The organism is Prosthecobacter sp. (genome assembly GCF_034366625.1).
Classification (GTDB): Bacteria; Verrucomicrobiota; Verrucomicrobiia; order Verrucomicrobiales; family Verrucomicrobiaceae; genus Prosthecobacter.
Map to the genome: position 1 here is coordinate 1 of NZ_JAXMIH010000026.1, position 14,048 is coordinate 14,048.

Sequence of the window (14,048 nt, forward strand, 5' to 3'; positions counted from 1 at the left end):
GAACCCGACGGAGAAGGAGGAGCTGATGAAGCTCATCCAGTTCATCAAAGACAAGTTCAAGATCGCCATCATGCTCGTGGAGCACGACATGAAGGTGGTCATGGGCATCTGCGAGAAGATTGCCGTGCTCGAATACGGCAAAAAGATCGCCGAAGGCACGCCCGATGAGATTCAGAAGAACCCCAAGGTCATCGCGGCCTATTTGGGCACGGAGGAGGACGACGACGATGCTTGAGATCGATAATCTGGAGGTTTCCTATGGATCCATCAAAGCTCTGCATGGCATTTCACTGAAGGTGCCGGAAAAGAGCATTGTCACGCTCATTGGCGCGAACGGTGCGGGCAAGTCCACCACGTTGCGTGCGATCTCCGGCCTCGTGAAGTCCTCTGGCGGCACGGTGCGCTATGCGGGGGAGGACATCACCAATCTGCCTGCTCACGGTATTGTCGCTCGTGGTCTCTGCCATGTGCCGGAGGGGCGCATGGTCTTTGCGAATCTCACGGTGGAGGAAAATCTCCGCATGGGCGCTTACCTGCGCAACGACAAGGCGGGCATCGCCGCCGACATCGAATATGTATTCACGGTGTTTCCACGTCTTAAAGAGCGCATCAGCCAGCAGGCGGGCACGCTTTCCGGCGGAGAGCAGCAGATGCTCGCCATCGCCCGCGCTTTGATGAGCAAGCCCAAATGTTTGATGCTCGATGAACCGTCGCTTGGCATCGCGCCCATGCTGGTGCGCGCGATCTTTGAGCAGATCGTCGCCATCAACAAAGAACGCGGCCTGACCATTCTGCTAGTGGAGCAGAATGCGAACCTGGCGCTGAAAATCTCGAGTTACGGCTACGTGCTGGAAACCGGGCAAGTGCTGCTGCAGGACACCGCTGAGGCTTTGCAGGAGAACCCGCAGGTGCGCGAGGCCTATCTCGGCGACTGACCGTTCCCGTGCATTCTGCCGGATGATGATCTTGCGCCGATAGACCGCGTTCTTTAAAGCGTCCTGCTTCACTCATGATTTTCTCCACTTCTGGCACCGCCGAGCATGAAGCTGCGCTGAACCGTGCACGGTCCAAAGCTTACCGACGGCTGCTGCCGCTGCTGTTTGTGAGCTACATGATCGCCTATGTGGACCGGCAGAACGTGGCGGTGGCGAAGCTGACGATGACGCGTGACCTGCCTGGCTTTGACAACGCGGTCATCGGCTTTGGCGCGGGCATTTTCTTCCTCGGCTACTTCCTGCTGGAGATTCCGGGCACGTTGATGGTGGAGCGCTGGAGCGCGCGGAAGTGGATCTGCCGCATCATGATCACCTGGGGCGTGATGGCGGGTCTCACAGCGGCGGTGACGACGCCCTGGCAGTTCTACACGGTGCGCTTCCTGCTGGGACTCGCCGAGGCCGGTTTCTTCCCCGGTGTGGTGGTGTATTTGACGCACTGGTTCCCCAGTCGTGATCGTGCGCGTGCGCTGGCGACCTTCCTCGTCGCCACACCCATGGCTCAGATCATCAGTCCGAAAATTTCCAACTGGCTGCTCGCCATCGGCCACGGCGATCAGCCACCAGTGCTCGGCATGGTGGGCTGGCAGTGGGTGTATGTGTTCTGGGCCATACCTGCCGTGGTGCTGGGCTTCTTTGTGTACTTCTGGCTCGTGGACCGGCCGAAGCAGGCGAAATGGCTGACCGCCGAGGAAGGCGAAGCCCTGGAGTCCGAGTTGGAGCGTGAACGGGCCGAGACACGCAAAGGCAAACGCATGACCGTGATCCAGGCGCTGAAGCACCCGAAGGTGCTGCTGCTCGCACTGGTGTATTTCTGCACCGTCACCGGCAGCTATGGCATCGAGTTCTTCATGCCGAGCATTTTGAAGTCCTGGTATGCCATGGACATGAACCAGCTCACCTGGCTCATCATGTTGCCGCCTGCCGTTGCCATGGTCGGGCAGCTTTTCATGGGCTGGAGCTCGGATCGCTTCAAAGAACGTCGCTGGCATGCCGTGCTGCCCATTGTCATGGGTTCTGCCGCGCTGGGGATCATGCCGCACACGCAGGGGAATCTGGTGCTGACCATGGTGTGCCTGATGCTCGCCTTTGCCGGGTTCAAGAGCTACATGCCCGCCTTCTGGGCGCTGCCCAGCCTGTTCCTCACCGAGTCTGCGGCAGCGGGGAGCATCGGCCTCATCAACTCCATCGGCAATCTCGGTGGTTTCCTTGGCCCTTACGTGCTGGGAACTGTTGAAAAGGTCACAGGATCGTTCGTGGGCGGCCTGTATTACCTGTGCTGCTCCATGCTGGCGGCGGCGGCGATCATCTTCAGCTTCGGGCTGGGGAAGAAGGAGCCGGTCTCCACGAAGCTTGCTTCTGATTAGAGCCGCAGGGCTGCTCCCGGCCCAAAGTTTTTGCCTTCATGGGCATTTCGCCCTTGCGCCTTGGAGCGCGAACCGTTGAAATAGCGCTCGTAAATTCAGTTTTATCGACCCACGCCATGAGCCACTTCACATCCACCCTGATTAAACGCCATCGCGGCCTCGCCTTCGTTTTGATCGCGCTTGCGCTGGCCTTCGTGCTGACGCCCGATCTGCTGGCCCAGGCCACGGACGCCGCAGCCGATACACCGCCGCCAAAAACGTGGTGGCAGAAGTGGATTGGGGATGGCGGTGTGTGGATGACACCGCTGGGCCTGTGCTCGGTGCTGGCGCTGACTTATACCGTGCTGTGCACGATGACGATGACGAAGGCGAAGTTCACGCCCGCGATCCTCAAGACGCAGCTCCTCGACCTGATGCACCAGTGCCGCGTGCGCAGCGCCATCGAAGTGGCGGCGCAAAGCCCGACCTTCCTTGGACGCATGATGACCGTGGCGCTGCCACATTTCGACGCGACCAAGGGCGAGACCCTGGGCCGTGAGGAGGTGGAGAGCGCGATGGCAGACTTTGCGGGCAGTGAAATGCGGCCGTATCAAAAGTGGATCGGCAATTTCTCAGTGCTGGCGCAGATTTCGCCCATGCTGGGGCTGTTCGGCACGGTGGTCGGCATGGTGGGTGCGTTTGAAATCCTCGCACAAACCGGTGGTGCTGAGCCTTCCAAGCTGGCGGGCGATATTTCGGTGGCGCTGCTGACGACCTTCGCCGGCCTGTTCGTCGCCATTCCCAGCCTCGCCCTGTTTTACTTCTTTAAGAACCGCCTTAATGACATGGTGGGCGAATCAGTCGCGGTGGCCAACGAACTGCTCGACGCTTGCGTAAACTCGGCTCATGGCGAGTCGAAAGCGGCCAAAATCCCCGAAGGCATCGCTCTCTGATCAACCCGCACGACCGGCGAGTTCCACGCGATGAAAAAAAAGCTGACCAGCATCAAAGGCCTTGAGGAGGAGTGTAAAATGGACTCCTCGTCGATGATCGACATGGTGTTCCAGCTCATCCTGTTCTTCATGGTCAGCTCTCGCATGCTGACCAACCAGATCGACCCGCGTGTCGAGCTGCCGGTGGCCGGGAACGCCCGCCCGCCGGAGGAGGCCGCCGGGCGCATCGTCGTCCACGTCTATGACAACGGCACCTTCGGCAAGGACAACAAGGAACCGCTGTCGGACATGGCCGCCGTCACCGAGTATGTGACGCAGCGCAAGGAGAAGATTGATGCCGGCGTGACGCCGAAAGTTCTGCTGCGCGGCGACAAGCGCAGCATCGTGAAATTTTCCAAGCAAGTCGTGAAGGCTTCGGGCGACGCCGGGGTCAACACTATCATCTTCAGCGCCTTCCCGGCGGCGAAAAAAGGCTAGCATCTCCCATTTCATACGCGCATGGCAAAGAAGAAACGCTTCGTAGCAGATCAGGTGGAGGATCCTTCGCTGGACATCTCCTCCCTGATCGACGTGAGCTTCCTGCTGCTGATCTATTTCCTCGTCACTTCGACGCTGGAGCCGCGTGAGTCCGACCTGAGCATGGAAATGCCCACCGACAGCGGCAAGGCCAGCAGCATCCAGATTGACCCGCTCAAAATCCGCCTCACCGCCGCAGGCCAGGTCACCATTGCTGATCAGGTCATGGCGGACGATGGCCAGATGGAGTCCGAGCTGGACCGCTACAAGCAGCTCACCGACGCCACGAACAAGAAGCCGCTGGTCATCGTCAGTTCCGATGACGAGGCCAAACAGCAGCGCTTCATCGACCTCATGAACGCGCTGGCGAAGGTCGGCATCACCACGATCACACTCTCTGGATTCGAGAAAGGGAAGTAGCCTATGAAGTTTGCTGTTCTCCGTTCGCTGTTCGCGGTTCTGGCCGTTGTGACGGTGTTTTGTCCGCAGGCATCCGCCCAGGACGACGACTTGAACATCCAGACGTTGTTTGAAAAAGCCGGCAGCCTGATGGAAGAGAGCAACTGGGAGGGTGCGCTGGTGCCGCTGGAGCGCATCATGAAGGAATACGGCCCCAGCGGCTACACCGACTTCGGCCCGGCCTTTGGTGTGATGCATTACCGCTACGGCTTCTGTTTGAAGAATCTGAAGCGACTCGATGACGCTCTCAAAGCCTACGAGGCCTGCTACACGCAGGGAAAGAACGCCAAGGACACGCCGAAGGACAAGCTGAATCCGGTGTGGGAGCTGTCGCTGCTGGAAATGGGCATCATCAAGCAGGCGCAAGGCAAGTATGCCGAGGCGATCAAGGACTACGAAGCCTTCGCCCGCCAGCCCGCACCCGCCGGGACTTATGATGACGGGGCGTTTCGCGTGCAGGTGGCCTCCTGCTACTCCAAGGCGGGCATGCCGGACAAGGCCAAAGCCCTGCTCGATCAGCTCATCAGCGGCGCGGGTGGTGTGACACCGAAGGCGGAAGGTGTGTTTCGTGCGTTCCTTTCGCTGCTGGACAGTTGGACCGCGAAGGATGCGGCGAACCATGCGGAGACGGAAAAGGCCGCACATGCCTTCATGGACGCGAACGGGGTCAAATTGAAGCTCTCGCCTTTCGACATGGCGCGCTTTGACTTCAACGCCCGTCTGCTCGGAGTGGCCCGAGCGGCTTCGGACAACGATCAGCAGACGCTCGCCATCCGTCTCCTCGGCCTCATGGCCAGCAGCAGTGACATCTTGTTCGATCTGCAAGAACGCGCGCTGCGCTATCGCGGCCGGGTACCGGATCTCTTGAAGAAAGAGATCGAAAAATACACCGAACTCGTGCAGGCCGATGACAGCATCGACTGGATCGCGCTGCTCACCCTGGCCGGCTGTTACGAGCGCCTGGGCAATTTTCCCGCCGGTTACGCCATCTACACGTATGGCGTCACTAGCGTGCCGAAAAGCCCTCATCGTCCGATGATGTTGTTTGGCTCGATGCGCACCGCGCTGGCCACCGAGCAGCAGGATCTGTCCAAGGCTCTCGGCGAACAGTTTCGTAAGGAATTCCCGCAGCATGAGTTCGCCGGCAATGTGAACACGCTGCTGCTGGAGAACGTGTTCTTCTCCAAGCAGTATGATCAGGCCATCGAACTGGCCGGAAACATCCGCAAACCGCTCGCGCCTGATTCCAAGGATCGTGATCTCACCGATTTCGTGATCGGTGCCTCGTTGTTCAATCTGGGCCGCACCGAGGAGGCGCAGAAGGAACTGGCATCGCACGCGGAACGCTTCCCGCAGAGCAAGTTCAAGGAGGCCGCGCGCTACTTTGAAGCCTCCAGCCTTGTGCGTCTGAAGAAGTGGGCCGAAGCAGGCCCGAAGCTCGATGCATTCAACAAAGACTTCCCGGAATCGGAGTACATCGGCTTCGCGCTGCTGGATCGCGCCACCGTGCACTTCCAGCTTGGCGAATACCAGAAGTGCCTCGACACCGTCGCCGATCTCGAAAAACGTCGTCCCAGCCTGCCGGATCTCGATCGTGCGCTGGCGATGCGTGGCGACTCGCATCTGATGCTCAACGCGAATGACAAAGCCGAGGCGGCTTATTTGAAAGCACGCGAACTCGGTGAGGCAGCGCAGGGAGATTCGCACAAGGCCATCGTGGGCCGTGTGCTTGTCCAGCTCGTGCGTGTGGCGAACGCGCTTAACAAGCCGAAGGATGTCATCAAATATTACGACGATTACATCACGAAGTACAGTGGCGGCTTTTATGACGCCGAAGTCATCGTGGGATCGATGGAGCCCCTGAAGGAGGTCAAGCGCGGCAAGGAGGCGCTGGATGCGCTGGAAAAAGTGATTGTGCGGCTCGGCAGTGGCGACACGGGCACTGGGATCGAGGAGGCGATCGGCTCTTACACACAGAACTACCTCGACATCGTCGGGCCTGAGCAGTTGCTGGAGCGGCTGACGAACTTTGTGCCGAAGGACGGTGCCAGGATCAACAACACGCTGCGTGCCTGGCTGAACATGGCGCGGATCGACCTGCTGGAGAACGACAGCTACAAGGACAAATTCCCCAAGCGTGCCGCCCAGATCCAGGTGGCCTACGAGGAACTGCAGAAGTTCGACAAGAGCGAGCTGGCCTCCTACATCCTCGTCAAGGTCGGGCGCGACATGGTGGATCGTGGCAAGGACAAGGAGGCGCTGGAGTGGTTCAAGGCGGTCATGGACCGTGGCCAGTCGGAGCACTATCCGCTCGCCCTCATGGGCAAGGCGCGTGTTTTGGCGAAGGCGGGCGAGGCCGGCAGCTTCCAGGAGGCCGTGGCCGCATTTGATCAGGTCATCCGCGAACTCAAAGACAAGCCAGAATACGTCGAGGAGGCGATGATCGACAAGTCGCGCATTTATTACAACCGCAAGCAGTGGCAGCAGGCTGCGGACACACTGGTGGCAATGACGAAGGACACCCGCTTCACCCGCACACGGGCCGAGGTGTTCTACCGTCTGGGCCAGTGCTACGAGAACCTGAACGACACCGACAAGGCGCTGGAGGCCTACACGCCCTTCGTCGGTCCGCCGCTGGAAAACGTGGTGCAGTATTCCGCCGAGGCGCGCCTGCGTGCCGCCGAGATTCAAATGAAGAAGGGCAACGACGACAAGGCCTTCCGTCTCATCAAGGACACCGTTTCGCGCATGTACAAACTCACCAGCCATGAGGTTGCCGGGCCGTTCGTCATCAAGGCCAAAGAGTACTACAAAACGCTGCGCAAGAAGCTCAACGTCCCCGAGCATCCCGACGAGGGCCTGTGGGGCGTGCGTGAATGAACTGACATGACGCCATGAAGAAGCCTGTTCTCCTCCTCCTGCTCACGGCCTGCGGTCTTCGTGCCGAGCCGCTGTCCGTTCAAATCACCAACGTCAGCGGCGAGCCGACCGCGGCATTCCTCATCGCCGCCGAAAAAGACGGCATCATCATCAGCACCGCGCCAAATGGTGGCAGCAGCTACAAACTGCCGCTGGCGAACATCCGCGACATGTCCATCGACGAGCCGAAAGGCTGGTCCACCGCGCTGCAAACCTATGCGGCGGGCAATTTTGCCGAGGCTGAGAAGCAGTTTGCGCTGCTGGGTGAGGAACTGGCCAAGATCGTGCCGTTGCAGGACGGTTACGGCTCGCTCGCCCGGTTGTATCAGTTCCGCAGCCTGCAAAAACTCGGACGCCACGCCGATCTGGCGAAGGTGATGGACAAGCAGCTTGCCAATCCTTTGAACTTCGGCCCGCATTACATGGAGGATTTCGTGGACCTCGAGGGCTGGACCTGGCTGGGCAAGGAGGACTGGCAGACGCTCGGCGTCTTCATCAGAAAATTCGAGGACGCAAACCCGCTCAAGCTGCCTCAGGCCCCTTTCAAGCGGCTGCGCTCCTCACGCCTCGCCGGTTTGTGCTATCTGCGTGCCGTTTGGAACGAACGTGGCCAGAAGCAGCCCGATCTGGCGCTGATGGACTACCATCGCGCCCTCACGCTCGATCTCGGCTCCGACACCACCCTGCTGCGGCGTTCCGCCGTTGCCGCGTTGCTCATCACCGAAGCCAAACTCGCCGCCGCGCCGAAGGATGACAAGCTCACCAAGCAGGCGAAGTCCCTCGCCCTCGTCTGTCGCGATCTCGGTGGCCCGGGCGCGCTGCCCAAGGAGTTTGAGAAGTATTTGAAGTAGCCGTGTGAAGGGCGCGCGGACACTCCTGACCGTCTCAGTGGCTCACCGAACCGGCACAAACCGCACGATGTTGCGGTGATAGACCTCGCACTCCTTCTTGTGCAGCCAGATGCTGAACCAGAACAGCAGGGCGCCGAAGATGACGACCAGAAACAGCACCGGTCGGCCCTTTGGTGATCGCGCTGCCAGCAGCGCGATGGCGCTGAACAACGTCATCGCATAATACGGCCAGGCCCAGTCCTTGCGGCGCTGCGTCTGCTCCTGGATCAGTGGTGCGAAATCCGGTGACCGTGTGGCCAGGATGCGCGGCGTCGCTTTGTCGCGCAGGTCGATGTAGGGCCACACACTGGCGCAGGACACGCAGATGATGCCCAGCGCCAGCAGGCGGCTCTTCGCCTCTCCAAACAGGAAGGAAACGATCAGGAACGTCAGTCCGATCCCCAGCCCGTACAGTGGCAGCGGCTCCAGCAGCAGATGCAGATACTCGGGATCGCAGATGCTTTGCCACAGAGTTGTCAGTTCGCGCCACATGTTGAGGAATGACGAATGCTGAATGACGAATGACGAAACAGCAAGCACGGGGATGAGGCAGCTTGGGCAGAATCACAAAGTTCTTGCGTGTGAGGAGCCCTTTTGCGTAGCCTTGCACCAGATGACAACAAAACTGACGGTGAGAAGCACTATTCTACTCTCCATTTTTATAGCTTCTCTCGGCTCTAATTCCATCTTAGTTGCTGACGACTCTCCGATCTCCAGTACGGGCATTGTCACGGATAACAGTCCGGCAGCGATCGCCGCAGCCAAGGAGCGTGGCACCGCCACCGCAACCAAGGACATCAAGGCAGGCACACTCCGTGTTCTCTACTTCGGCAAGCCGTGGTCAGTCGGCAAACCTCTCGTGGACGACGCCACGGGCTATCGCGTCCAGATTCTTGCCGGATGCGACGTCACAGCGACATTCGTCGCCGAGGTCGAAGCATACAACAACGCTGTGCGTGCCTTTCACGCCAAAAACGCATCTGCCACCACGCACAAATGACAACGACCGCAGGGCAGGGGTGTTGAGATCCAGAGTGTGAGGACAATTTGAGATCAATTCAAAACAACTCCACCTGTCCCGTGGTCGGCGGAATAAGGCCGAGTTTGCGGTAGGCGGCGGGCATGGCGACGCGACCACGTGGGGTGCGTTTGAGGTAGCCTTGCATGACGAGATACGGCTCATGCACGTCTTCGAGGGTGCTGGCGTCTTCGCCGACGGCGACGGCGACGCTGCCCATGCCGACTGGGCCGCCGTCGAATTTGCCGATGATGGCTTCGAGGATGCGCGTGTCCATTTCATCGAGACCGGATTCGTCGATGTCGCGCATGGTGAGCGCCTGACGTGCCACATCCTCGGTGACGATGTTCTGCGCCTTCACCTGCGCGAAGTCGCGCACCCAGCGCAGCAGGTGATTGGCGATGCGCGGCGTGCCACGTGAGCGGCGGGCGATTTCGTGCGCGCCTTCGGGTTCGATAGGCACATTGAGCAGGCGGGCGGAGCGCATGAGGATGTGCTGGATCTCATCGGGCGTGTAGTAATCGAGGCGGTTCGGGATGCCGAAACGTGAACGCATCGGTGCGGTGAGCATGCCGGCGCGGGTGGTGGCTCCCACAAGCGTGAAGGGCGGCAGGTCGATGCGGATGGTGCGCGCTTTCGGTCCCTGGTCGATGATGATGTCGAGACGGAAGTCCTCGATGGCCGGATACAGGTATTCCTCGATGCTGGGATGCAGGCGGTGAATTTCGTCGATGAAGAGGATGTCCCGCTCCTGCAAATTCGTTAGGATGCCGGCGAGATCGCCCGCGCGTTCGATCTGCGGGCCGCTGGTGGTGTGCAGCTTGGTGCCGACGGCGTTGGCGATGAGATTGGCGAGCGTGGTCTTGCCCAAACCGGGCGGTCCGCACAGTAAAACGTGATCCAAAGATTCGCCGCGCATCTTCGCGGCCTCAACCATGACGAGAAGCTGCTCTTTGACCTTGGTCTGGCCGTGGAACTCCGAAAAATCCGCCGGACGGAGGGCGAGATCGAAGGGTGAGTCAGGTTCGTTGAGCGCGGGGTTCACTGCCGCACATAGGAGCGTGCGCCGGGCGGAGTGCAAGGCGCTGGACGCCTTACTCGCGCCGGATCGCCTCGGTGAGCCGCCCACGCACGGCGGTCGAAACCGCGACCACACACACCACGAGGCCGAAAACGAGCACGGCGGCGATCAGTTTGCCCAGAAAGGCCACCGGCAGTTCGCCACCGCTGCCAATCAACTGTGGAATCACTGCGAGGGAGGCGGTGATGACGCCGAGCAGCACGCCGAGTACCAGCAACACGCTGTGTTCGCCCAAAATCATCGTGCGCAGTGATCCCGCCTGAAATCCAAGCGCCTGCATGAGTCCGAGCTCGCCGCGTCGTTCCAGCACATGACGGGCAATGAGCACGCCGATGCCTGCCGTGCCGAGCAACACACCCAAACCACCCAGCACCGTGAAGATGCCAATGTAGGTGTTCTGCACGCTCAGGAACACCTCCAGCCTTTGCTTCGCAGGTTCCAGCGCCAGACCACGCTGCTCAAGCTGCCGTGTGAGATGCGCGGCGATTTCGGCGGCCTGTTCCGGCTTTGCATCGACCAGGAAGAAGCGGTAGCCCGCAGCATCAGGATACTTGGCCAGGAACGCCTGCTCGCTGATGATCATCTTGCCTTGCAACACCGAGCCGGCGAGGAGGCCGACGATTTTGACCTGGAACGTGTTCCCGCTCGAATCCTGATAGTCGAGCGTGTCGCCCACGCCTTTGCCGAGTCCCCACATGGCCGTTGCTTGATCAGCGATGGCGGGGACGAAGGATGAATCGGCCAGATTTTCCCACGAACCCGAGGCGAAGGCGAACGAACCGGCCATCTTTGCCGGATCAACGCCCACCAGCAGCGGCTTCTGTGCGCGGTTCAGGTTCAAACAGCTCGCATCATCGCCTTCGCGCACGCGAAACGGCACCACGCGGGCCTGCGGCATGATTTTTTCATCCAGGCCAAAGGCTTCCCAGCCGGTCTTCACATTCAGATCCTCGTAAACGGGCAGCGACGACTCACCGATGAGCGCAAAGCCGCCCGTGCCGGAGCTGCGCAGTGTTTCATCGCCCGCGCTCATGCGGAAGGCGTTCACGGCCACCACGAGGAAGATGCCGCCTGCCATCATGCCGATCACCGCGAGGCTGCGGGAAGGACGGCGCGAGATGTTGCGCGAGCCGATCTGCCAGAGCGAGCGTGCGAGCACACCGCTGTCACGCCGCATCCAGCTGCGCAGATAAATCAAACCTGCAATCATGAGCAGCATGCCGGAGCCAAAAAACATGCCGGCCACCGCTTCCGGGTTCTTCATGAAAAAGGCCGCGGTCATCATTAGTAGCGCGATGCCTGTCAGGATCAGCCCGCTCTTCGTCTTCGGTTTCTTGAGGGCAGGGGATGAGTCCTCGCTCCACGATCCCGCCAGCAGGTCGCGCGTCTTAACCTTGAAGAGCTTCCGGCTGGCCCACCACAAGGTGAGCACCACCACCACGAGTGTTCCCAATGCCGCGTTGAAAATCGTCCCGAACGAAGCGCTGAACACCAACGGCAAACCCTGGGTGGCGCCAGACCACACGGCTGAGAGGCCGTGCAATGCCGACTGCGTGTAGCCCATGCCGCCAATCACGCCGAGCAGAACACCCGCGATGCCGATCACGCCCGCCTCCATCAACCACACGCGCCGCACCATGCCGCGCGTCCAGCCCACGGCCATCAGCAGGCCGATCTGTGAGGCTCGCCGCTCCAGCGTGAACAAAAACAGCAGCGCGGCGAACACGAGCGCCGCCACGATCAAAAACAAACTCAGGCCGATGAACAGCCCGCCGAAATCCACGCTGCCTTGAGCTGCGGCACCGGCCTCGCCCTTGAAGTTTCGTGGTGTGAGGCCGATGTCGGACAAGTTCAGCCGCAAGGCGAGCACATTGGCCTTGGCCTCCGCGGTCTGGCCCTCATCAGGCATGCGGATGGCGGTGAGATTGCCGAAACGGTTTGCCCAGAGCTTCTGAGCGGCCGCGAGCGTGATGAACCCCTTGGGTGTACCTTTGAATTCGTCCCAGTAGTCCTCGTCCTTGTCGCGGATGGCCTTCATGTCCATCGGGATGCCTGGTTCCCAGTCGCGGCAGTTGTCCACGTCGGAAACGCCGGGAAAGTCGGGCGTCCATGCCTTTGTGACCAGCGGATGATCCATCGGCAGTATGCCTGCCACCCTGAATTTCGCCGACTGCTGTTTCAATTCGCGCCCCAGACCGACCACGAAGTATTTTACTTCCAGTTCATCGCCCACCGCGAGTTTCTGATCGTCCGCGAGCCATTGGGTGATGGTGATCTCATCATCCTTGCCGCGTCCGACACCCGTGATCATCGAATAGGGTGTGCCGCCTTTGGCCGAGGTGATGCCGTTGACGAGGTAGGTCAGAACTCCCCGCGTGCCCTTGAACTCAAACAGCTTGTCCGCCACGCTGCGGTCCAGAAACACGCGGCTGGTGCTGATTTCCCACTCTTTCGTCTCACCGGCCACGCGTTTGAGCTGAAGGGCGAAGTCTGCGAGCGTGCGCTGCTCCTCAAACTGCGCGCGCAGTGCGGTGAACTGCGGGCTGAGCAGGGCGTTCACGCGTCCGTCCATCTCCAGTTGGTTTTGCAGGTCCGCCAGATTCACAAACACCGAGTCCGGTGGAATCTGCGAGGCCGTGAGCTGAAACGCTCCGAAATCTTCGGCTCTCACAATGGCCGCCACCGTGCGCCGCAGCGAGACATCCTCGTTCGTGCTGCCGGAGAGCGGTGCATCACGGGAAATGGCGCTGGGACGCTCCAAGCGCACGAGCACGGTGTCGCCCACCTTCACACCGAGCTTGCGTGCCAGAGCTTCGTTGACGGCCACGCTTGTTTTGTCGAAGGCGATGACTGTGCCGCTCGTGCTGAGCTTCCAGAAGCCCTCGTCCACACCGAGCACCTGCGCGCCGTTCACACGCACCTTGCCGTTTGTGGCGCTGGCTGAGCCGGTGGCGATGATCATGGGCACGGTTTTCGTTTTGCGGGCCAGACTCTCCGTGAACCAGCGGTCACCTCCAAGCACACCGCCTTCAATTTGTCCCAGCCGCAACGCTGCCACGCGGCGCAGGCTCGCGCGTACCGAATCACCGACCAGCAGCGAGCCGGTCAGAATCGTGGCGGCCAGAAATGTGCCGAACAACAGGCCCAGATGGCCACGCCAGTAGTGGCGTGCCGACTGCAGCACGTAATCCTTCAGCTTCATGACAGGGCACCTTCGTGAATCGTCATCACCCGCTCCATGCGCTCCGCCTGTGCCCGGTGATGTGTGACCATCACGAGCGTGACGCCGCTGCTTTTCTGCAACTTCAGCAGCAGGTCGGTCAAAGCGGCAGCATTGGCCTCGTCGAGGGCACCGGTGGGCTCATCGGCAAGGATGATGCTTGGCTGGTTGATCAAAGCGCGAACGAATGCCACGCGCTGGCGTTCGCCGCCGGACAACTGCGCCGGTTTCCAATTCATGCGATCTTTGAGCCCGACCTGTTCGAGCAGTGCTTCCGCACGCTGCAAGGCATCCGCTGGCGGTGACTTCAGCGCCAGCGTTGGCAGCAGCACGTTTTCCACCACCGAGCACTGCGGCATGAGATGATGAAGCTGGAAGATGAAGCCGATTTTCTGGCTGCGTACGGCCGCCAGTTGCTTCGCCGTGCTTTGGCCCAACGATTCACCATCGAAGGTGATCTCCCCCTCGTCCGGTGTGTCGAGTGTGCCAAGGATGTTCAGCAGCGTGCTTTTGCCACAGCCAGAGGGGCCGACAATGGCGAGCGATTCACCCGCTGATATGCCGAGTGTGATGCCGCGCAGCACCGGCACACGCGCTCCACTGCCGGGATCGGTGTAGGATTTGGAAACGTTGGTGAGTTGGATGAGTGGCATG

At 60.5% G+C, this 14,048-nt stretch carries 12 protein-coding genes and 1 pseudogene; 9 read left to right on the plus strand and 4 right to left on the minus strand.

From position 1 onward, the window contains the following. The 8 genes and pseudogenes from livG to U1A53_RS24615 all read left to right on the plus strand — a co-directional run. Positions 1-235: pseudogene (gene livG / locus U1A53_RS24580) on the plus strand (high-affinity branched-chain amino acid ABC transporter ATP-binding protein LivG); the annotation flags it as partial. Beyond that, positions 228-935 carry an ABC transporter ATP-binding protein gene (locus U1A53_RS24585; protein ID WP_322284533.1) on the plus strand — a complete coding sequence of 236 codons (708 nt, stop codon included), beginning with the start codon at positions 228-230 and terminating at the stop codon, positions 933-935. The pseudogene livG and the gene U1A53_RS24585, both read left to right, overlap by 8 nt. A gap of 74 nt (positions 936-1,009) precedes the next feature. Next, positions 1,010-2,359, plus strand: a complete 1,350-nt coding sequence (locus U1A53_RS24590; protein ID WP_322284534.1) for an MFS transporter — start codon at positions 1,010-1,012, stop codon at positions 2,357-2,359. Positions 2,360-2,475: 116 nt separating this feature from the next. Next, the gene (locus tag U1A53_RS24595; RefSeq protein ID WP_322284535.1) at positions 2,476-3,291 is read left to right on the plus strand and encodes a MotA/TolQ/ExbB proton channel family protein; all 816 of its coding nucleotides are present in this window, start codon (positions 2,476-2,478) and stop codon (positions 3,289-3,291) included. A gap of 30 nt (positions 3,292-3,321) precedes the next feature. Then, positions 3,322-3,768 carry a biopolymer transporter ExbD gene (locus tag U1A53_RS24600; protein ID WP_322284536.1) on the plus strand — a complete coding sequence of 149 codons (447 nt, stop codon included), beginning with the start codon at positions 3,322-3,324 and terminating at the stop codon, positions 3,766-3,768. Positions 3,769-3,789: 21 nt separating this feature from the next. Continuing rightward, positions 3,790-4,227 carry a biopolymer transporter ExbD gene (locus U1A53_RS24605; RefSeq protein WP_322284537.1) on the plus strand — a complete coding sequence of 146 codons (438 nt, stop codon included), beginning with the start codon at positions 3,790-3,792 and terminating at the stop codon, positions 4,225-4,227. A gap of 3 nt (positions 4,228-4,230) precedes the next feature. Continuing rightward, positions 4,231-7,146, plus strand: coding sequence for a tetratricopeptide repeat protein (locus tag U1A53_RS24610; protein WP_322284538.1), 2,916 nt, complete (start codon positions 4,231-4,233; stop codon positions 7,144-7,146). 14 nt (positions 7,147-7,160) lie between these two features. Continuing rightward, on the plus strand, positions 7,161-8,036 hold the full coding sequence (locus U1A53_RS24615) for a hypothetical protein (protein WP_322284539.1): 876 nt from the start codon (positions 7,161-7,163) through the stop codon (positions 8,034-8,036). A gap of 42 nt (positions 8,037-8,078) precedes the next feature. Here U1A53_RS24615 and U1A53_RS24620 read toward each other — a convergent pair whose 3' ends face one another. Then, positions 8,079-8,567: a hypothetical protein gene (locus U1A53_RS24620; protein WP_322284540.1), complete on the minus strand. Its 489-nt coding sequence runs from the start codon at positions 8,565-8,567 to the stop codon at positions 8,079-8,081. A gap of 121 nt (positions 8,568-8,688) precedes the next feature. On the opposite strand from U1A53_RS24620, the gene U1A53_RS24625 reads away from it, so the two are divergent. Beyond that, on the plus strand, positions 8,689-9,075 hold the full coding sequence (locus U1A53_RS24625) for a hypothetical protein (RefSeq protein WP_322284541.1): 387 nt from the start codon (positions 8,689-8,691) through the stop codon (positions 9,073-9,075). A 58-nt stretch (positions 9,076-9,133) separates the two neighbouring features. Here the strand turns inward: U1A53_RS24625 and ruvB are convergent, their stop codons facing one another. Genes ruvB through U1A53_RS24640 form a run of 3 tightly spaced genes read right to left on the minus strand, consistent with a single transcriptional unit; the run spans position 9,134 to position 14,047 of the window. Beyond that, positions 9,134-10,138 carry a Holliday junction branch migration DNA helicase RuvB gene (gene ruvB / locus U1A53_RS24630; RefSeq protein WP_322284542.1) on the minus strand — a complete coding sequence of 335 codons (1,005 nt, stop codon included), beginning with the start codon at positions 10,136-10,138 and terminating at the stop codon, positions 9,134-9,136. Positions 10,139-10,187: 49 nt separating this feature from the next. Continuing rightward, complete coding sequence (locus U1A53_RS24635; RefSeq protein ID WP_322284543.1) at positions 10,188-13,376, minus strand: FtsX-like permease family protein; 3,189 nt, start codon at positions 13,374-13,376, stop codon at positions 10,188-10,190. Next, positions 13,373-14,047 carry an ABC transporter ATP-binding protein gene (locus tag U1A53_RS24640; protein ID WP_322284544.1) on the minus strand — a complete coding sequence of 225 codons (675 nt, stop codon included), beginning with the start codon at positions 14,045-14,047 and terminating at the stop codon, positions 13,373-13,375. Before U1A53_RS24640 ends, U1A53_RS24635 begins: the two co-directional genes overlap by 4 nt. Position 14,048: the final 1 nt, after the last annotated feature.